At 38.5% G+C, this 19,541-nt stretch carries 15 protein-coding genes, 9 tRNA genes and 1 riboswitch; of the genes, 19 read left to right on the top strand and 5 right to left on the bottom strand.

Annotated elements, in window-relative coordinates:
- Nucleotides 1–34 precede the first annotated feature (34 nt).
- The 18 genes from lonC (at nucleotide 35) to FR7_RS00445 (ending at nucleotide 14,058) form a co-directional block, all read left to right on the top strand.
- Nucleotides 35–1,963 carry a Lon family ATP-dependent protease gene (lonC, locus tag FR7_RS00525; RefSeq protein WP_007936032.1) on the top strand — a complete coding sequence of 643 codons (1,929 nt, stop codon included), beginning with the start codon at nucleotides 35–37 and terminating at the stop codon, nucleotides 1,961–1,963.
- A 24-nt stretch (nucleotides 1,964–1,987) separates the two neighbouring features.
- Nucleotides 1,988–3,322, top strand: coding sequence for a replicative DNA helicase (gene dnaB, locus FR7_RS00520; protein ID WP_007936031.1), 1,335 nt, complete (start codon nucleotides 1,988–1,990; stop codon nucleotides 3,320–3,322).
- A gap of 431 nt (nucleotides 3,323–3,753) precedes the next feature.
- On the top strand, nucleotides 3,754–5,040 hold the full coding sequence (locus FR7_RS00515) for an adenylosuccinate synthase (RefSeq protein ID WP_007936029.1): 1,287 nt from the start codon (nucleotides 3,754–3,756) through the stop codon (nucleotides 5,038–5,040).
- Between the two features lie 36 nt (nucleotides 5,041–5,076).
- Nucleotides 5,077–6,006 carry an HPr(Ser) kinase/phosphatase gene (gene hprK / locus FR7_RS00510; protein ID WP_007936027.1) on the top strand — a complete coding sequence of 310 codons (930 nt, stop codon included), beginning with the start codon at nucleotides 5,077–5,079 and terminating at the stop codon, nucleotides 6,004–6,006.
- Nucleotides 6,007–6,137: 131 nt separating this feature from the next.
- A tRNA-Lys gene (locus tag FR7_RS00505) sits at nucleotides 6,138–6,213 on the top strand.
- A gap of 6 nt (nucleotides 6,214–6,219) precedes the next feature.
- Nucleotides 6,220–6,294: transfer RNA gene (locus tag FR7_RS00500), tRNA-Glu, on the top strand.
- A gap of 5 nt (nucleotides 6,295–6,299) precedes the next feature.
- Nucleotides 6,300–6,375, top strand: a tRNA-Val gene (locus FR7_RS00495).
- A gap of 24 nt (nucleotides 6,376–6,399) precedes the next feature.
- Nucleotides 6,400–6,475: transfer RNA gene (locus FR7_RS00490), tRNA-Asp, on the top strand.
- A 4-nt stretch (nucleotides 6,476–6,479) separates the two neighbouring features.
- A tRNA-Phe gene (locus FR7_RS00485) sits at nucleotides 6,480–6,555 on the top strand.
- Between the two features lie 5 nt (nucleotides 6,556–6,560).
- Nucleotides 6,561–6,636 (top strand) — tRNA-Lys (locus tag FR7_RS00480).
- A 5-nt stretch (nucleotides 6,637–6,641) separates the two neighbouring features.
- Nucleotides 6,642–6,716, top strand: a tRNA-Glu gene (locus tag FR7_RS00475).
- 4 nt (nucleotides 6,717–6,720) lie between these two features.
- Nucleotides 6,721–6,796, top strand: a tRNA-Val gene (locus tag FR7_RS00470).
- 205 nt (nucleotides 6,797–7,001) lie between these two features.
- Nucleotides 7,002–8,699, top strand: a complete 1,698-nt coding sequence (locus tag FR7_RS00465) for a methyl-accepting chemotaxis protein (RefSeq protein WP_007936025.1) — start codon at nucleotides 7,002–7,004, stop codon at nucleotides 8,697–8,699.
- Nucleotides 8,700–9,020: 321 nt separating this feature from the next.
- The gene (locus FR7_RS00460; protein ID WP_237714877.1) at nucleotides 9,021–10,466 is read left to right on the top strand and encodes a PAS domain S-box protein; all 1,446 of its coding nucleotides are present in this window, start codon (nucleotides 9,021–9,023) and stop codon (nucleotides 10,464–10,466) included.
- A gap of 200 nt (nucleotides 10,467–10,666) precedes the next feature.
- Nucleotides 10,667–10,754: riboswitch (cyclic di-GMP riboswitch) on the top strand.
- A 49-nt stretch (nucleotides 10,755–10,803) separates the two neighbouring features.
- Nucleotides 10,804–10,953, top strand: a complete 150-nt coding sequence (locus tag FR7_RS23745) for a hypothetical protein (protein WP_007936021.1) — start codon at nucleotides 10,804–10,806, stop codon at nucleotides 10,951–10,953.
- A gap of 95 nt (nucleotides 10,954–11,048) precedes the next feature.
- Nucleotides 11,049–12,113 (top strand): sensor domain-containing diguanylate cyclase, encoded by a 1,065-nt coding sequence (locus FR7_RS00455; RefSeq protein WP_007936019.1) that lies wholly within the window; start codon nucleotides 11,049–11,051, stop codon nucleotides 12,111–12,113.
- Nucleotides 12,110–13,822, top strand: a complete 1,713-nt coding sequence (locus FR7_RS00450; RefSeq protein ID WP_007936017.1) for a methyl-accepting chemotaxis protein — start codon at nucleotides 12,110–12,112, stop codon at nucleotides 13,820–13,822. Before FR7_RS00455 ends, FR7_RS00450 begins: the two co-directional genes overlap by 4 nt.
- A gap of 161 nt (nucleotides 13,823–13,983) precedes the next feature.
- Nucleotides 13,984–14,058, top strand: a tRNA-Gly gene (locus FR7_RS00445).
- Nucleotides 14,059–14,349: 291 nt separating this feature from the next.
- On the opposite strand, the gene FR7_RS23740 is transcribed toward FR7_RS00445, so the two are convergent.
- The 4 genes from FR7_RS23740 to tcmP form a co-directional block, all read right to left on the bottom strand.
- A complete protein-coding gene (locus FR7_RS23740; RefSeq protein ID WP_007936014.1) occupies nucleotides 14,350–14,496 on the bottom strand; it encodes a hypothetical protein in 147 nt (48 codons plus the stop codon).
- A gap of 130 nt (nucleotides 14,497–14,626) precedes the next feature.
- A complete protein-coding gene (locus FR7_RS00440) occupies nucleotides 14,627–15,694 on the bottom strand; it encodes a virulence RhuM family protein (protein WP_007936012.1) in 1,068 nt (355 codons plus the stop codon).
- Between the two features lie 78 nt (nucleotides 15,695–15,772).
- Nucleotides 15,773–16,531, bottom strand: a complete 759-nt coding sequence (locus tag FR7_RS00435; protein ID WP_007936010.1) for a DUF5131 family protein — start codon at nucleotides 16,529–16,531, stop codon at nucleotides 15,773–15,775.
- Nucleotides 16,532–16,595: 64 nt separating this feature from the next.
- On the bottom strand, nucleotides 16,596–17,732 hold the full coding sequence (gene tcmP, locus FR7_RS00430) for a three-Cys-motif partner protein TcmP (protein ID WP_007936008.1): 1,137 nt from the start codon (nucleotides 17,730–17,732) through the stop codon (nucleotides 16,596–16,598).
- 257 nt (nucleotides 17,733–17,989) lie between these two features.
- On the opposite strand from tcmP, the gene FR7_RS00425 reads away from it, so the two are divergent.
- On the top strand, nucleotides 17,990–18,547 hold the full coding sequence (locus FR7_RS00425) for a hypothetical protein (protein ID WP_007936006.1): 558 nt from the start codon (nucleotides 17,990–17,992) through the stop codon (nucleotides 18,545–18,547).
- Here FR7_RS00425 and FR7_RS00420 read toward each other — a convergent pair whose 3' ends face one another.
- A complete protein-coding gene (locus tag FR7_RS00420) occupies nucleotides 18,548–19,462 on the bottom strand; it encodes a hypothetical protein (RefSeq protein ID WP_007936004.1) in 915 nt (304 codons plus the stop codon).
- Nucleotides 19,463–19,541: the final 79 nt, after the last annotated feature.

The raw sequence follows: 19,541 nt of genomic DNA, 5'->3' as shown, positions 1-19,541 counted from the left end.
GTCCTCTAACGGGGATTATAGAAAGGACTATTATATGAAAAACTTTTTTAACAAATTTATTCCTAGACGGCCGTTGCCTAGCAGGGCAAGGGTCAATGAACAGCTGAAGCACCAAACAACAGCATTATATGAAATGTATGCAGGTATTTTTGGTCCAGATAAAGTGGTGCTAAAAGCTGTAAAACTAGATGCTTTATCTTTAATGAATTCTGAAAACACAGGTGAGCGAGTATTAGCGCTGCAAAAGCTGGTATTTGAAGATCCAACCATGGAAAAAATACCTACATTGCAAGAGATACCGGCAATTTTAGTTGCGATTGAAGAAGAGATAGCTAGTTTAATGGCTCGTCGGTCCCTGGAAGATCGGTTAGAAAAGAAGATTAATGATAAGATGGAAGAACGCCATCAAGAGTATGTAAGAGAAATTAAAATGCAGGTTCTCAAAGAGGAAGAAAACAATGTTGAGAATCCTCAAACCTTAAAAAAATATGCCATGCTGGAAGTGTTAGAGCAGAAAAAGCTGACTAAGTCAGCTATGGAGATCACTCGTCCAGAAACATTAGGGGAAATTGTAGGGCAAGAAAGAGCTGTAGATGCCCTTCGTTCTAAATTGGCATCACCCTATCCTCAGCATCTGATTCTTTATGGTCCGCCGGGGGTTGGTAAAACAACGGCTGCCCGCTTAGTATTAGAAGCGGCAAAGGCGCTTAAATTTACGCCATTTGCACAAGAGGCTCCTTTTATCGAGGTGGACGGAACCACATTGCGGTGGGATTCCCGAGGGATGACCAACCCTCTTTTGGGTTCTGTTCATGATCCTATTTACCAAGGAGCGCGGCGAGATTTAGCTGAGACGGGTGTGCCAGAACCGAAGCCAGGCTTAGCTACAGATGCTCATGGTGGTATTTTATTTATTGATGAAATTGGTGAAATGGATGCAATGCTACAAAATAAGCTGCTAAAGGTATTAGAAGACAAGCGAGTATCTTTTGAATCCGCCTATTATGATCCTTCTGATCCGAATGTTCCCAAGTACATTAGAAAGCTTTTTGAAGATGGTGCGCCCGCCGATTTTATTCTGATTGGTGCGACCACAAGAGATGCGTCGGAAATTAATCCTGCGATACGGTCACGCTGTGCTGAAATTTACTTCGAGCCTTTGACGCCAAAGCATATAGAAGAAATTGTTTATAATGCGGCAGTCAAATTAGATGTGGCTTTAGAATCTGATGTAGCTGCTTTGATTAGTGAATATACCATTGAAGGCCGTAAGGCTGTTAATATCTTATCCGATGCCTTTGGTATCGCTTTATATCGGTCCAGTGATCAGGAAAAGGTCGTCATTACTCATGAGGATGTATATAAAGTAGTACAGGTTAGCCGTCTAACTCCTTTTGTAAATCTTAAGGCGGCTAATATTGGTGAAGTTGGTAAAGTCTTTGGTCTGGGTGTGGCTGGTTATCTTGGTTCTGTATTAGAAATTGAAGCTGTATCCTTTGCAGCAGGAGAAAAGGGTAAGGGACGTATGCGCTTTAATGATACAGCGGGCAGTATGGCGAAAGATTCGGTCTTTAATGCTGCGGCTGTAGTCAGAAAGATAACAGGTGAAGATTTAGGCAACTATGACATTCACATCAACATTATTGGCGGCGGACGCATTGATGGTCCTTCCGCTGGGACGGGCATTTTGGCGGCAATTATTTCTGCTATTACCGAGCGTCCCATTCGCCAGGATGTTGCAGTGACAGGTGAAATTTCCATTCAGGGTAAAGTGAAGGCTGTCGGTGGTGTCTTTGAGAAAGCCTATGGTGCTAAGCAGGCCGGTATTACGACTATGATTATTCCGAAAGAAAATGAAAAAGATATTCCCCAAGGGCATTTGGGCTTAGAAATCTGTCCTGTAGATAACGTAGAAGAAGCACTAGCCATTCTATTGTCTGATACAGAGCAAAAAAGTGCATAGCAAGATGGGGAGGAGGCAAGCTGATTGTTAGATAGAATACCACCACAAAATATGGAAGCTGAGCAGGCAGTACTTGGCGCCATGCTGATTGAGCGGGAGGCAATTTCTAAGGTTGCTGAGTTATTGCGGCCGGAAGATTGTTATCGCGAAGCTCATCGCTTAATCTATAATGCTATGCTGGAACTTTTTAATAAAAATGATGCAGTGGATATGGTTACTGTTATTGAGTTTCTGCGCAAAGAAGACAAGCTGGAAGCAGCGGGCGGGATTGCTTATGTAACCTCCCTGGCAAATAGTGTACCGACTGCTGCTAATGTATTGTATCATGCAAGAATCGTAGAAGAAAAAGCACTGCTGCGTCAATTGATTAACGCTGCTACCAATATTGCCGGCATGGGATATGAAGGCAGTGAAGAAGTAGCTACTATTTTAGATAGCGCTGAAAAAATGATACTATCTGTATCCAGCCGAAAAATGGGGGGAGAATTTACTCCCATTAAGAGTATTATCTTTGATGCATTTAATAAAATTGAACAGCTATATGCTTCAAAAGGCAGTATAACCGGTCTTTCCACTGGATTTAAAGACTTAGATAAGCTAACTTCAGGTCTGCAGCCCTCTGATTTGATTCTGATCGCAGCTCGTCCGAGTATGGGAAAAACGGCGTTTGTACTGAATATTGCCCAGCATATTGGAATTGCCGAGAAAAAGGCAGTGGCATTCTTCAGTCTGGAAATGTCCAAAGAGCAATTGGTTCAACGTATGTTGTGTGCAGAATCCGCCATTGATTCTCAGCGATTGCGAATTGGTGAGCTGGAAGCTAAAGATTGGACGAAACTCGTCAGCGGGGCAGACAGATTGTCTGCAGCACCTATTTTTATCGATGATACAGCAGGTATTACCGTAATGGAAATGCGCTCAAAAGCAAGACGCTTAAAGATAGAGCATAACTTGAGCTTAATTATTATTGACTATCTGCAGCTTATGCAAGGCAGTGGAAAGGGGAAAGGGAGCGAGAATCGTCAGCAGGAGATTTCAGAAATTTCCCGTTCTCTAAAGGCTTTGGCCAGGGAAATTAATGTCCCTGTTATCGCCTTGTCTCAGCTTAGTCGTAGTGTAGAGTCCAGACAGGTAAAGAAACCGATGCTGAGCGATCTTCGAGAATCTGGATCATTAGAACAGGATGCGGATATTGTGGCTTTTCTCTATCGGGATGACTATTACAATCCTGATAGTGAGCAGAAAAATATTACGGAAGTTATTATTGCCAAACATCGTAATGGTCCAGTTGACACCGTTCAACTATTCTTCCACAAACAATTTACGAAGTTTAGTGATTTGTCGAAATTGCCAGGATAGAGGAGGTAGATGATATCTCCTCTATTTTTATGATGTTTTGCGGAAAAATCAGTACTTCTATTAAAAATAAATAGAAGTTTTGCAAGAAAATCCGAACAATGGGTGGACAAACATGAAAAACATTCGAAAATACATTGACACTTTTAGTACTAAGTGCTATGCTATATGAGGGAAAAAATCTAGACTTTAAATTTAAATTGAATGAGTACTAAGATGGTGAGTGAATTTTATAGTCTAGGGATAAAATAAGCATGCCTAATTATAAACAACTTATTAACAAAGTTATCCACAGTTTGTGGATAACTGGTTAGGTACATTAGGTTTGGTTTATAAGTAGAAATAGATTCTAAAGTAAAATGATACCAGAAGTTAAAAAGAGAGAAAAGAACTTTTGGCAAAAGTATTTTAAAAAGATGGGAAGGGTGAATATTATGCCAGCAGTAGTAGTAATGGGAACTCAGTGGGGCGATGAAGGAAAAGGAAAGATCGTAGATTATTTGGCAGAAAAAGCAGATGTTGTTGCTCGATACCAAGGTGGTAATAACGCAGGTCATACTGTGGTAGTAGAGGGGAAACAATTTAAATTGCAGCTATTGCCATCAGGAATTTTATATAAAGGCAAGACTTGCGTTGTTGGTAATGGTGTGGTAGTTGATCCAGGCGTCATACTTAAGGAAATTAAGGGAATGCAGAGTCAGGGAATTGATACCTCAGGTTTAAAAATTTCTAACCGGGCTCATGTTATTATGCCATATCATCGTTTATTGGATGAAGCAGAAGAAACCTATCGTGGTGATCATAAGATTGGTACGACCAAAAGAGGCATTGGTCCATGCTATATGGATAAAAACTCTAGATGTGGAATTCGTATCGTAGACTTATTGGATGAGGAAGAGTTCTCAGATAAACTCAAGCGAAATCTCGAGGCTAAAAATCATTTGCTAAAAGCTGTTTACGGTCTGGAAGGCTTTGATTATGAAACCGTAAGAAAAGAATATTTAGGTTATGCAGATGAATTACGTGCTTATGTTTGCGATACATCGGCAGCTTTAAACAAAGCATTAAAAAATGGAGAAAAAGTATTATTTGAAGGCGCGCAAGCAACCTTATTGGATTTGGATCATGGAACCTATCCATATGTTACTTCATCCAACCCCATTGCTGGCGGAGTGTGCGTAGGTGCAGGTATTGGACCTACTAAAATTGACAAAGTAATTGGCGTAGTGAAAGCCTATACGACTCGTGTAGGAGAAGGTCCGTTCCCTACAGAATTATTTGATGAAGTTGGCGATCACATCCGAGATAGAGGTCATGAGTATGGTACAGTTACCGGCCGCCCTCGCCGTTGCGGTTGGCTGGATGCCAGTGTAGTAGGTTATGCTGGCCGATTAAGTGGTATTGATTATATGGCAATCACTCGCTTGGACATTCTAGATGAGTTAAAAGCAGTAAAGTTATGTGTTGGCTATAAATATAAAGGCAAGTTATTGGAAGAGTTTCCTGCCAGTTTAAAAGCACTAGCAGAAGTAGAACCTATCTATGAAGAACTGCCAGGCTGGCAAAGTGATACCACTGGCATTCGTAACTATGCTGATCTGCCTTTGAATGCACGTCTTTATTTAGAACGTTTAAGTGAAGTTGCAGACATTAAGCTTGGTATTGTATCGGTTGGTCCTGGTCGTGATCAGACCATTGTAATGCACGAGATTTTTGGATAAATAGCAAGGGAATAATTTAGCATGTAGGTGATATAGATGGCAGCCTTGTTGTTAAAAGAAATTGTTGATTCTTTTTGTCTTACGGTCGTGGATAAAAATTGTAATCTTAACGTTCCGGTAGAAGTGTCTGACATCAATCGACCGGGGCTGGCTTTAGCAGGTTATCTGCAGCATTTTGATGAGCAGCGCATTCAAGTAATTGGCACAGCAGAATCGGCATTTCTAGAGACCTTAAGCGAAAATTTGGCAAATGAGCGGTGGCTGTCATTTATTAATCTGCATTTTCCCTGTTTAGTGATCACTCGCAATATTATACTTCCTGAACGTTGGCTGCAATTGGCGGCACACCGCCAATTGCCAGTTTTTCGTACCCGTTTAGCTACGACTCGTTTCATTGCTCAGCTAACTAATTATCTAGAGCATAAGCTTGCACCAAGTACGACTCTTCATGCAGTTCTAGTGGACGTGCATGGTGTAGGAACTTTAATTATTGGAGAAAGTGGCATCGGAAAGAGTGAAACTGCACTGGATCTGATTAAAAGGGGACACCGTCTGGTGGCAGATGATGCCGTAGAAGTCACCCGTACGGAAGAGAATGTACTGACCGGTACGGCGCCAGAAGTATTGCGTCATGTAATGGAAGTTAGAGGGCTTGGTATTTTAAATGTTAAGGCATTGTTTGGTATTGGTGCTGTCAGACCAAATCAAAAAATTCATCTTGTCATTCAGTTAGAAGAGTGGGATCAAACCAAGGCTTATGATCGTCTGGGTCTTGATGAAGAGCACCATGAGATTTTAGGAGTCGGACTGCCTTGCAAAACCATTCCTGTCCGTCCTGGACGGAATTTATCTAATATTATTGAAGTGGCAGCAATGAATTACCGACTCAATAAATCGGGCTATAATGCCGTGGAAGACTTTATTGAAAAACAAAGAAAGTTCTGTTTGGGAAATACGCCGGATTGAGGCAGTACAGAAAATCGAATAATAGTTTGTCGAAAATAGGATCTATTTGACGCAGCAGATGAAATTAACAATAAAAAGAAGTTGACAGTAATCGAATATTCCTATATAATCATATCTTGTGAGAGCGAGATGATCCACTAGCTCAGTTGGTAGAGCACCTGACTTTTAATCAGGGTGTCCCGCGTTCGAGCCGCGGGTGGGTCACCATTTTACGGCCCGTTGGTCAAGCGGTCAAGACACCGCCCTTTCACGGCGATAACGGGGGTTCGATTCCCCCACGGGTCACCAAACACGGGCGATTAGCTCAGCTGGGAGAGCGCCTGCCTTACAAGCAGGATGTCGGCAGTTCGATCCTGTCATCGCCCACCACCATTACCTCTTACAACAAAGCATGGCCCAGTAGTTTAGCGGTTAGAATGCCGCCCTGTCACGGCGGAGGTCGTCGGTTCAAATCCGATCTGGGTCGCCATTATGCCTCGATAGCTCAGTCGGTAGAGCAGAGGACTGAAAATCCTCGTGTCGACAGTTCGATTCTGTCTTGAGGCACCATTTCCGGTTCACTAGCTCAGTTGGTAGAGCACCTGACTTTTAATCAGGGTGTCCCGCGTTCGAGCCGCGGGTGAGCCACCATTTATGGCCCGTTGGTCAAGCGGTCAAGACACCGCCCTTTCACGGCGATAACGGGGGTTCGATTCCCCCACGGGTCACCAATTCGGGCGATTAGCTCAGCTGGGAGAGCGCCTGCCTTACAAGCAGGATGTCGGCAGTTCGATCCTGTCATCGCCCACCAATTGTAAATTAACCTCACGTTGATAAAACGTGAGGTTTTCTTGTTTATTCTGATGGAATCCGACAAATTAGATAAAAAGTTATGAACAATTCATGTAATATTTGGAGGATTATGTAATTTTACATAGAATATATTACTGTAGATAAATTTAGAAAAAAGAGAATAGAGAGAGTTTTCGAACTTTTATCTAAATGGAGGAAGAGAAATGGAAAAGAAAAGGCTGCCGATCGTGTTACAACTTACCTGTATGTTTATTCTCGTTATATTTTTATTAGTATCTGTATTGGGTTTTACGGTGTATAAGCTTATATCAAGCGGTCAGACCACCGAGGAACTGGTAAAACACAATGTAGTAAGCGCTAACCTTGTAAAATCAGGCCACTTGGAATTTACGGGAGCATTACTTGATATGAGAGGTTTCCTCTTTTATCCTGATGGCGCAGTTTATGAACAGGGATATCGTGAGAAGATTAAGAAGAGCAGTGAATTGGCCAAAGAATATAGTGATACTTCCAAGATGGCAGAAACAAAAGAGGATGGAATCCTGCTGGCGAAATTAGTAAATGATTATGTAGTATTAGGTGATAAAGTCATTGCTGCCAAAAAGGCAAATGCTCCGAATTTGACGCAGCTCACAACCCAAGGACGAAATTTAGTAAAAGATATTGATGAACAGTTTCGTAAGTTAGATGTACGACAACAAAAATACATAAATGAAAGAGCAGATGCAGTACTGCAGGATGCAACAGCTACTGGCAGGAATTCTCTTATTTATAGTATTGTTATAGCCTGTATCGTGGTCTGCATGGGTATCTGGTACAGCAGAAACTTAGCGAGCCGCCTTAAAAATATCAACAGCGAATTAGCTGAGGTCGGAAATCTGAATCTTACAGGAAAAGATGTTTATCCTACCCGTAATGATGAAATTGGTGATATGGGATATATCGTCATTGAGATGAAAAAATCTCTTAAAGGTTTCGTTTCCCAGCTTACCAACAGCAGCCAGATACTAAGCTCGACGAGTATCGAATTAAGTGATTCTGTGAGTGAACAATTAAGAGCAGTAGAAACTGTAGCTGAAAGTGTAACCAACATTGCTGCTGGATCTTCTCAGAATGCAGATAATATTAGTAATATTTCTGCTACGATGGAAGAAATCTCAGCAAGCTCTGAAGAAATTAATGCTAGTACTGCGGAAGCCAATAACAATGCTCAAAATGCAGTAGTAGAAGCCGCGAACGCAATGGGGCTGCTGGCACAAACCGTTACGCAAAATGAATCGATTACCTCCTCCATGAATCAGATTACGACAGTTACTACAAATCTGGACCAAGGATCGGTAAAGATAAAGGGAATTGTAGATTTAATTAACAGTATTGCTGCTCAAACTAATCTTTTAGCATTAAATGCTGCCATTGAGGCGGCGCGGGCAGGGGAAGCTGGCCGTGGTTTTGCAGTTGTGGCTGAAGAAGTACGAAAGCTGGCGGAACAAAGTGCTAGTGCAACGGATGAGATTGCCAAGATTATTGATAATATGGGAAATGATATTAACTTTGCCGTTTCTACTGTAAAGAAAGCAAATCAGGAAGTTGACAAGGGAAAAAGCTCTACCATTGCAGCGCAAAAAGGCTTTGATGTAATTGTAGAGAAAATGGATATGGTAAAAAATGAAATTGAACATGTGGCCGCTTCCATGCATGAAACTTCCCTGGGTATCCAGACCGTCGTAGCCAGTGTGGAAAATATTACGACAGTGGCTCATGCCACCTCGGCAAGTTCTGAAGTCGTTGCAGCTTCGGCTGAAGAGCAGACGGCTGGTATGCATGAGATCGATACGAATGCAGCTAAATTAGCTCAGTTAGCGACGGAAATGATGGAGATTGTAAAGAAGTTTAAGGTATAACGAAAATTCAGGTATTACTAAAGAACTCTGCCTCTAGGGGCAGAGTTCTTTTGCTAGCCTTAAATTAACAAAAGAGAGAGAAACCTTAATCAGGGAACTATAGAAAAGTAAGGCAGGATGGTATACTATTATAAATATGAGATATTTTGTAATTTAATCCATAATGATGTAGGAAAACTGCATCTGAGGATGGCTGGTTCTTATCTTACGACAAGGAAGGGAGATCGGCTAGATACAGTTAAAATACTTGCAGTGCTGGTAGAGACAGGAATGGTTGCTAATTCAAGGGAACAGAGTATCATAATGGGGAGGGACATATCTTTGGGAAATGTAAAAAAGGTTCTTACTGAAGAATTCAAACGTGAAGCGGCTATTTTACATCATAACTATGAAAAAATCATACGTGAGTTAGGTATCGGAAAGAGTGTACTATTCCCCTATTTTTATCAAACGGTAATCTCTCAGAATGCTTCTATTTTTGAAAAAGAAAATCAATTAAAAGATAAATCCTTTGATAAAGGAGCAGAAAAACAATATAAATTGAGCAATACAGAATTACTAAAATATATTGATAACCTAGAAAGCAAGCTGCTGTATTTAGAGAAGAAGCATAAAGCAATTATTGATAATGTAAAAGGAGTCATATTTCAAACCAATAAAGCAGGATGCTGGACGTTCTTAAGTCCGATATGGACAAAAATTACGGGTTTTTCGATAGAGGAAAGCATCGGAAAATTTTTTTTGAATTATGTGTATGCAGATGATCAGGAATTCCATTATAAACAGTTTCAATCCATCATCGAAGAGAAACGGTCATATAGTCGGTATGAAATTCGTTATTCTACTAAAAATGGTGAATTTCGCTGGATTGAGGTATACGCTCGACTTACAAAGGATCAATATGGGAATATCTCCGGTACCTTAGGTACCTTACATGATATTACAGTTCAAAGAAAAACCGAGAAAATGCTTCATTTAGCCTATGAGCTTAGACGCAGAAGTGATTTTTTAAATGATATCGTAATGGGAACTACCATCGTAGATGAACGAATACAAGATTATATGCATACGTTAGGATTGGATTTTTCTCGTCCCCTAATCTGTTGTTTATTAGTTAGCAAGGACTTTATTGGCAGGGAAAAAGAACAGAATAATATTATTGAAGTGCTGGGCAATGAGAAAGGCTCTATTGTATGGAATTGCAGAAATGATATAGGCGTTTTATATCAAGGGGGGAATGCTGAGTTAGCAGTGGAAAGCAGTATGAGGTTTGCTCATGCTTTACTAGAGAAGATCTATCGATATAACCCTCAACTAAAACTCGTGATTGGAATCAGTAATGTACAAACAGGCCTAAATAGTGTTAGGAAGACGTACTGGCAAGGATGGAGTGCCACGGTGGCGGCACAATGCCAAGGCAGGGAAGATGGTATTTTTCATTATAAAGACTTGGGAATTCTACAGCTTTTAGTTAAAAATATTGGTAATGAAGGTGCAAAGGAATTTGTTAAAGAGCAAATAGGTACTCTTATTCGTTATGACGAAGAGAAGGGAACCAACCTTGTAACTACCTTAGAGGAGATCTTGCAGCATTCCAATTTAAAAAAGACTGCGGAAAAAATGTTTCTACACCCCAAAACAGTTGTTTTTCGCAAGCAGCGTATTGAAAAAATATTAGGAGTATCCCTTGATTCTTTTGAAACAAGACTCGCCCTTGGGGTAGCGCTGAAATTGCATCTTGTAAATCAAGTGATTAAAGCAAACTAAATGCATAACTAAAATATCTTATAGGGATAACGATAAGATATTTTTTTATTGGAAATTTAGCTTATGGAGATAATAGAATATCCCTTACTACTAGACTATACTTATAGAGTAGCCAATAGTAGTGTAATTCTAATTTTTCGTCAAATATTTCCATCAGAAAAACTTGCATACATCGCAAAATGACATGAACAGCTATACATTAGAATTATAAGCAAACCTGCCGAAAGTCAGGGACGCAAAGCCTTGGGTCTAACGATACAATTGTTCTATGACTGCCAGGTTGCATCATGTTTATTTGATGTACCTGTCAGTTTTTTTATATTGAGGGGGATTTTTTATGAAAGAAGAGGAGAATTTGGAAATTGGTGGTATTGGAAAGGAATTAGATGAACTAATTTGTGATATTTTTGAGATTCTCCAAGACATTAAAGCTATTAATAAAGAACAGCTAGTTATTAATGATATTCCAGATGTAAAGAAAACTTGATGCTATAGGGATTTTCGTTTTCTTTGCATTGTAGCCATACCCATTCGCCGGGCGGGGCAATAGCAAAGAAGTATAGGGATTTAGGGGTGTAAGAGATGCTTTCTACCTTACCTAGTGAGGAGATTCTGGAAAAAATATTTTTCATTTCACAACGCCTAACGAGCTACGATGGAGTGGATGATATATGGGAGTATATTGCCAAAACAGCTCTTACTATCACAAGAGCTGATGCAGTTGTAATAAGAGATTTTAATCTTGCAAGCGGACACCTTACAATTGTGAAAAGCTATGGACTTTCAAAAAGCTATATCAATGAACCCCCGATTCGTCTTGAGGAGGGGGTAATTGGCTGTGTCGTATCGGAAAGTAAGCCTTACATACATAGCGACATCTCTCAAGCGGCTGAATGGAATACTAACGGGCTTGCCAGTAAGGAAGGGGTACACTCCATAGTATGTGTTCCATTAAAGGGGAAGGAAAGCAGCACGGGAGCTATCACTGTTATGAGAAAAAAGGTAGAGCCCTTTACGGAGCAAGAAGTATTCCTTCTGAATATGTTTGGCTTACAAGCTAGTGAAGCCATAAAGATTGTTAAATTAGTTAATTCACTACAGCAACAGGCGATGTATGATTATTTGACACGAATTTATAATAAGAATGCTTTAAACTCAGTACTCGAGAAAACATTATCATTGTCAAAAAGATATTCTAGCGCGATGAGTGTAATTTTTATTGATATTGATAATTTTAAAATGTTTAATGATACTCATGGGCATCTTTTAGGTGATAAGCTTTTGTGTGATTTTGCGCAAACCTTAAAGAAAAATTGTAGAAAATCAGATTCTGTAGGGCGGTTTGGCGGAGAAGAATTTGTAATATTAGCGCCACACACCAATAAAAAAAAGGCCGTAGCATTTGCTAATAAAATACGAAAAAGTGTTGAAAATAGTACCTTTATAGGAAGAGGCAACAGTGAAAATCATATTACCTTTAGCGCTGGCATATCGTGTTTTCCAGAAGATGGTGATACCGTATTTGAACTATTACAGCAGGCAGATCGTGCCATGTACCAAAGCAAGATAACCGGAAAAAATAGAGTTACCTCGTGGATTGATGAACTAGACATTTTAGAAGTTGATGGGAGAGGAATCATAGCATGAAATTAAACAAAAAATTAATGTTTTTAAGCGTCATACCTACCATATTATTTGTTCTCATAAGTTGTTTTTATATCATTCCGAAAACAAAAGAAAACATTTACTTGCAAAAGGATATTCAAATAAAAAATAATGTAGAAATAGCGCATTCCACCGCAGAATATTATTACACCCTTTCTAAGTCAGGTGTAATGGCAGATCAAGATGCCCAAGAACGAGCAAAAGAAGTGATCGGTAAAATGCGCTACGGCAGTGATGGTTATTTCTGGATTGATAATGATCAGTATATTAATCTGATGCATGCCACTAAGCCTGAAACCGTAGGAGAAAATAGGAGCAACACCCAGGATGCAAAGGGCAATTATATGGTTAAGAATTATATAGAAGGAGCATTGCAGCACAAAGACTCGGGCTACTACAGCAGCTTTTGGTTTCCCAAGCCAAATGAAACTGAGGCTTCTATGAAACGAGGTTACGTGAAATTGTTTCAGCCTTGGGGTTGGATTATTTGCACGGGAGTCTATATCGACGATGTGGAAAAAGCCATTGCCGGTGAGATCAATGGCATTATTATGATCAATGTACTTCTCATGCTTATATCATTAGTATTTGCATATTTATTCTCACGAAAAACAATCGTAGCTCCTCTGCAGAATATCATAGAGAAAATAAGGGAGATTGCCAATAGCGGCGGGGATTTGACCCAGAGAATTCAAGTCAGTAGTAAGGATGAACTAGGAGAGCTGGCAGACACCGTAAATGATATGACGCAAAACTTAGCCCAGCTTATTCGCCAAGTGGCAGTAACAACAGAACAAGTATCAGCATCATCGGAAGAACTGACTGCAAGTGCCAGCCAATCTTCGGAGGTGGCGAATCAAATTGCAGCTGTCCTTACAGAAGTAGCGGCTGCAGCGGATCAACAGCATAGTACAACTAATCATGTAGTAGAAATCGTTGAGAACATGTCCCAGAGTGTGAAACAGGCTGTTCATAATACCAATTTGGCGGCGGAACGATCTGAGCAGACGGCTAATGCAGCAAAAGATGGTGTGATATCTATCAAGGCTACGATCGGTCAGATGAATGATATTGAGAGAACTGTTATAAATTCAGCGGGCCTCGTTGACAAATTGGGGGACAGGTCTAAGGAAATCGGGCAAATTGTAAGTACGATAGCCAATATTGCAAACCAAACCAACCTGCTTGCACTAAATGCTGCTATTGAAGCTGCACGGGCCGGTGAGCATGGTAAAGGCTTCGCTGTAGTAGCAGAGGAGGTAAGAAAATTAGCGGAGCAATCTGAAACTGCCTCAGAGCAAATCAGACAATTGATTAGTGAAATTCAGCAAGACACTGAAAAAGCGGTACATGCGATGGATGAAGGTACATTGGCGGTTAAGCAAGGAACAGAAAATATGAATGCAACAGGAGATACTTTTGCTGAAATTGCTACATTAATAAACCACGTAACCGATGAGATTCAAAGAACCGTCGCTGCAATTCACGATATAGCAGAAGGAGCAAAGCAGGTGGCATCATCCATGGTAGTACTGGACGGGGTTAGCGATGAAACTGCGAGCAAGACGCAGACAGTATCTGCTTCCACAGAGGAACAAACCGCATCCATTGAAGAAATTGCTATTGCCAGTGACGCATTATCACAATTAGCTGAAAAACTGCAATTGGAAATTGTTAAGTTTAAGGTTTAACCTAAATCAATAGAAATGCACAGCATGTGATGTAAATAGGAATTTATCGCCACTCATTGCTATTATTATACGCATATGGTATAATAATTAGCGTTGGGATACGAAGCAGTCATAACAGAGCAAAGAAGCTCTAGCAGTACCTCAATCTTTTTATATAGTGTGCGGGTGTAGCTCAGTGGTAGAGTACCGGCTTCCCAAGCCGTGGGTCGAGGGTTCGAATCCCTTCACCCGCTCCAGTAAAATAGCGTGTTTTAGCGTGTGGTGCAATCCTGTACAGTGGTCAACATGGTGCAACGGTGGTGCAACAAGTGCTAGAATCGGTTTAAAATAAGGGGCTGTCGCGTTAAGCGAGCCCAATAAAAAACAAAAGACGACAACCGGCAGTAGCCGGAAGTCGTCTTTTGTTGTAAAATCAGTTTGTGCAAACAGAAAATTTACAATCAAATTATACATCAGACGGAAATATATATCAACTGGTCTTGCCCATGGACATCGGAGATATGATCCCTGCAGATGATTCGGTGCGATTACTCAGCGCGGTATTGGAAAGGATGGATTACTCCCGACGGTGCAATGAATGTACCTAGTCCCATTTCAGCACGTTTTAAAGCTACCCAGTCCTCTGCTTCAGATTCCTTTTCAAAACGTTTACTGGTACGCTTGCCATCTTCCATCGTAATAGCTGCTCTATACTTTCTGGTGGCTTCATCGTAGTATATACTGCCTTGCTTATTACGACGTTTAGGCTTATTTTTTGTTGGTAGCCAAGTGGCTTCACTCCTTTTAGGCTATCAAGCAGATGGATCATTTCTTTTTATTTTTTTGCGTTATTTTTTTTACTTCTTTATCAAAGTCTGACAAATAGGAGCGATCTTGGATGACTCGAAATTTCTGATACTCCATTTTTGCCGATTCATCAGCTAATTGACGGGTTATTTTCCCGGCGTTTTGTAAGACTTCGTATTCGTTAAACTGCAAAAAAGCATCTAGTTTTTGTATCCAGTCTTGCATTTTCATAGGGATTTGTCTTGCTGCTTGATTTTCAGCGTAATCAAGATACATACTGACAATCCGTTCTAACTCTTTAATTTCTGGTTGCTGTAAATAATTTTTAGCAACTGTGGTATCTGATTGTAGTATCTTCCCATCCGGAGCATTCTTCCATGTTTGTAATCCCATATGTTCTTTATTTGAATCTGCTCGATCTGCAATAATCTCAGCGGCTGTCTTTCCGGTAATTGCCCAATGTAATTTATTTTGTACAGTTTGGTAGAATCGAATTGTTATCTCTGAATTAGGAATATAATCAATGCTACATTGCGCATAAATATCCGTGATTTTTTCATAAAATCGTCTTTCGGAAGCGCGAATTTCACGAATGCGTTCCAAAAGTTCATCAAAGTAGTCTTTGCCGAAGCGTTTTCCTTGTTTTAATCTTTCATCATCTAAGACGAATCCTTTAACGATGAATTCTTTTAATACTTTTGTAGTCCAAATTCGAAATTGAGTAGCTTCACGGCTGTTTACTCTATAGCCTACGGCGATAACAGCATCAAGATTATAGAAATCAACATCTCGCGTAACGTTTCTATTACCTTCTTTTTGAACTATCCGGAATTTCCGGATAGTTGCTTCTTTAGTCAATTCTTCTTCGGAATAAATATTATTAAGATGTTCGCTAATAGTACGAATATCTTTACCAAATAATTCGGAGATTTTCTTTTGATTCAGCCAGAACGTTTCATCTTGAAAATATATTTCTACTCTCACATTGCCATTGGCACCCTGATATAAGATAATATCATTTAACTCATTTGAGGGAGTTTCTATACCATCGCCTGTATTTGGATTATCTGGAAAGAAGAAAAACATTTAAATGCCTCCTTAATGTAAGGGTTATTTATTTTAATAAGAAGCTTGAAGCTAAAGAAAAAAACGGCGTTAGCCGCTTTAATTAAATTCTAATGAAAAAGGTATAGGTACGTGCTTATCTAATCGAGCATAATTCGGTATTTCATCCCACGTCCTGCCATCGAGTATTCTTCCGGCCTTCTTTTTATTAACTCCACCCCACTGTTTGAAGAAAAATGGTATATGGCCTCTTTGACAAGAGTCTCTAATAGAGTGAACCCACTCTTCTTTCATTGGTCGAGATCCAGGTCCTGATTCGCCACCAACGATTACCCAATCAATATTTGTTAAATTAATATCAGGAAGAGGACCTATTAACGGTTCTAGTGATAAAAATTTGATATGAGCATTTGTTTCTCGCAAATGATCAATTCTAAAGATACAATCATTATTTTCAACAGTCACGCCCAACCAAATATTTGGGCTCCATTCTAATAAAGATGATAGTTCAGCTAATCTTTCTGAACGTTTTGTAAGCACTTGGAACCGATGCCAAGATGCTTGCTTCATTATATCGAAAATTTTCTTTATATATTCAAATGGAACATCTTCATGAAATAAATCGCTCATTGAATTAACAAATATAATTTTCGGTGTCTTTAGCAAGAGCGGATAATCTAGTGCTTTTTCTTGTAAGGTTACTTTAAATCCATTACGATATTTTAATTGTCCCATGGCTTTAAGACGCATGGCTAAGCGCTCTGCATAACAATTAGTACATCCTGCACTGATTTTAGTACAACCAGTTACTGGATTCCATGTTGCCTCAGTCCATTCTATTTTAGATTTTCCAGCCATAAAAAATCACCTCACAGTCTACGAACGTTTGTTTGTTAACTTTATTATACTACATTCTAAGCTTTTAAAAAAGAGATAGGGGAGGTTCATTAGCTAAAATTGTTGCTCCTGTAGTAACTGTATTTGATCTTTGTCTTGATTGCCGCAGTATCTTAATATAATTATCTTTTTCAAGTTGTAGCAATGCTTCTTTAATAGTTCTGGAGATACCATTGGTATTAACATATGCCCAATATTCTAGATCATCATAAGAAACCTGACGTTTATCCTGACAGAATTCTTTAACTCGTTCTATTAAATTTATTTTATCTGGATCATCGAATAGGCTAATCTGGCGGGAATCAATTCCAATAGCTTCAAAACGATATGATGATTCACTAACTCGAGCCATTGTATTTTTCATTTCAAATAGAGCTTTATAGTTGTTTGAAGCATGTATCATATAGTATCTTGGACGAGTACCTTGTCCAGGAGTGTTTATTCTAAATGGCATAATAAAATTAACATTAGCTATTTTTTTTAGATTTTCACAATAAAGATTCTTTAGAAACGAATAAGTTTCCTCGGGTTTTTTTGACAAATTATCTTTTTTAAATTGAAAGTTTCCAAATAGATTAACCATCTTTTTTTCAAATAGCTCTTCTTTATAAAATCTAGCAATATCATAAATCATAAAGTTGATAAAAACTTCAGCCCGCGGGTATTGTAGAATTCTTTTTAGTAAAGAAATTGGATATCCACTATAACCAAAAGGATCTATAAAAAAGAATATTGGTTGCTCAGTAAGCTTTTTTGCTTCCAGCTCATCTAGTAATTCATGTGCCTTAATGGAAAATTCTTGATTATATACAACCCAGTTTTGTTTATGCTTATTTTGATTTATCAAATTATTATATAAAAGTTCTGCACAAGAATCGTTATTTTCAGTGCAATAGATATGAACTTCTCGTCCTGGTTTAGAATCTATATATTTATTTGCGGCTTCTGCGACAATTAAAGGAGAACCTATACAAGTTTCATCTTTTATTTTATTTTCATAATAAACTCCAGGACCAGCAAATCCGTCTATATATATTAATTTCTCTGGTTTGCGCAGTTTGGATTGCGCACTAAATAATATTGTCATCCATGCATCAATATATTGCTTTAAAAGGGCGTGTTTAACTCGCGTGTGTTCATCAATTATCCATGGTATTTCCATAATTTGTAGCCTCCTAAAGATAGTATTATATAAAATACTGAGGACATTACTACTTTTTAGAGATAACATTAATAAATAATTGCACTGATCAGTGAGTTTTTATTTAGTTTACGTACATAAAGACACAGTCTGTCCATGAATGTTAGCAGTCGAGTATATTAAATAATAACCAAATCAACTTAAAGGATCATCCCTCTATTATTTTATCTTTAGAAGTCTTTTCTAACTATGATATACTTTTAGCAGGAGGGGTAGATATGTACACTTTTCTTAGTAGTACGGCTTTCTTATCAGGTTGCATGCCAATAGCATTAATTAATTTGTTTTTAAATTATGAAAAGGATGATAATATCGTTTTTGGGTTTTCCATATTCTTTTTTTTAATAACAACTTCTTCTGGTTTATATTTTTTTCGTAAAATTAAGACTTTTTATAGGAATGATAATGAGAAAGCTGTTATTTTAAATATAAAACGCAAGGATGTTTTTGTAAGTGGTGCAATAAGTTATTATGTTTTACCTTTTATTTCTTTTATTTCCTCGGGCCGCGACGGTGTCTATATATTATGTACTCTTATAGTATTATTTTTAATAATATTTACTAATAATAGAATGTTTTTATATACTCCATTATTTGATATTTTGGCTTATAAGATTTTGGAGTGCGATATCAAAATAAATGATAAGCTTATACATGCAGATATAATAGTAAAAGATGGTAACCAACTATATTTTACTGGCGAGAATAGCATGCGTATTTATAAAATAGAGGAAGGTATTTTTGCTGCTGAAAGGTATAATGAAATTGACGAGTAATTATACAGCCTTAAATGGAACTGGGGTTTCTACTAAATTATTGTCAAAGTCTATAGCTCGCTTAGATGTTATAGTTGCAATAAAAGCCCTTAACTTTTCTTCTGTTGAAATGTCAACACTACATGTCCCATTACTGTTATCAACAAAAGATAGTCTATATTTAGCTTCAAATGCAGCTTTGTTGGTAGGATTGACTTGTGAAAAAAGCTCTACTTTTTGTTGATCAAAATTACAAAGAGAACGATATTTACCAGGTTTTTTAAGGTAGTTTTCTATAATCATCATACCAGGTGTGTCTACAACATCACCGGTTAATAAGAGTTCTTTGCAAGCCGCAGTTTGCCTTTCATGAAATTGGTGTAGATTAAATACGGGTTCAGCAGCTAGAGTTATAAAATGACATGTATTTTCAGAAATAATGCAGTCAAAATGGAAAACAAGGTTTAGCAATTTATTATTTATTTTTTGGAACTTATTGCTAGAGGTCTCCATGCCAAGAAAAGTCGAATGTTTATAGTTCTTAAGGGGTTTTTTCATGGTTATAAAGAATGTACGTTTAGTGCCAATCGTACTTACAATAACATAAGCATTATAATTACTAATATCAATATTGTTTGTTTCGGGTGAAGATACAGCTGTTAGTAACTCTTGATATCTTGCTGAAACAAGTGTTGATGTGGCAGTTAATGTTTCAATGTGATCTTTTGGTATACCATGGGGATATTCTTTTATATCTTTCTGATGATATTGCTTTTCAACCAAATATTTTAAACATTCTTTAGAAAAGAGGGAGAGATCTTCTGGTTCCATTGTTATTCTCGTTGCGAGTAATTTGGATTTTGTAACCTTAAGTGCATAAAGAGTAAAAGTTGCCCCGTCATTTGTAGTAATGTCCTTAATACGTTCCAAAAACATTCTTGACACTCCCCTTTGTAATCAAATATTGCCAGCTTTTTATAAAAAGACACAGCAAGTCCATGTTAAAAGTGGAATA

The organism is Pelosinus fermentans DSM 17108, assembly GCF_000271485.2.
Taxonomy (GTDB): Bacteria; Bacillota; Negativicutes; order DSM-13327; family DSM-13327; genus Pelosinus; species Pelosinus fermentans.
Note: the sequence above shows the minus strand (reverse complement) of the source record. Positions and strands in the feature narration are given on the sequence as shown.

Coding starts and splice junctions, on each gene's coding strand:
- FR7_RS00455 (WP_007936019.1), top strand. CDS start 11,049: ATGCTTTCTACCTTACCTAGTGAGGAGATTCTGGAAAAAATATTTTTC.
- FR7_RS23740 (WP_007936014.1), bottom strand. CDS start 14,496: ATGGAAGATGGCAAGCGTACCAGTAAACGTTTTGAAAAGGAATCTGAA.
- FR7_RS23745 (WP_007936021.1), top strand. CDS start 10,804: ATGAAAGAAGAGGAGAATTTGGAAATTGGTGGTATTGGAAAGGAATTA.
- FR7_RS00425 (WP_007936006.1), top strand. CDS start 17,990: ATGTACACTTTTCTTAGTAGTACGGCTTTCTTATCAGGTTGCATGCCA.
- FR7_RS00435 (WP_007936010.1), bottom strand. CDS start 16,531: ATGGCTGGAAAATCTAAAATAGAATGGACTGAGGCAACATGGAATCCA.
- lonC (WP_007936032.1), top strand. CDS start 35: ATGAAAAACTTTTTTAACAAATTTATTCCTAGACGGCCGTTGCCTAGC.
- FR7_RS00420 (WP_007936004.1), bottom strand. CDS start 19,462: ATGTTTTTGGAACGTATTAAGGACATTACTACAAATGACGGGGCAACT.
- FR7_RS00515 (WP_007936029.1), top strand. CDS start 3,754: ATGCCAGCAGTAGTAGTAATGGGAACTCAGTGGGGCGATGAAGGAAAA.
- FR7_RS00450 (WP_007936017.1), top strand. CDS start 12,110: ATGAAATTAAACAAAAAATTAATGTTTTTAAGCGTCATACCTACCATA.
- FR7_RS00440 (WP_007936012.1), bottom strand. CDS start 15,694: ATGTTTTTCTTCTTTCCAGATAATCCAAATACAGGCGATGGTATAGAA.
- hprK (WP_007936027.1), top strand. CDS start 5,077: ATGGCAGCCTTGTTGTTAAAAGAAATTGTTGATTCTTTTTGTCTTACG.
- FR7_RS00465 (WP_007936025.1), top strand. CDS start 7,002: ATGGAAAAGAAAAGGCTGCCGATCGTGTTACAACTTACCTGTATGTTT.
- tcmP (WP_007936008.1), bottom strand. CDS start 17,732: ATGGAAATACCATGGATAATTGATGAACACACGCGAGTTAAACACGCC.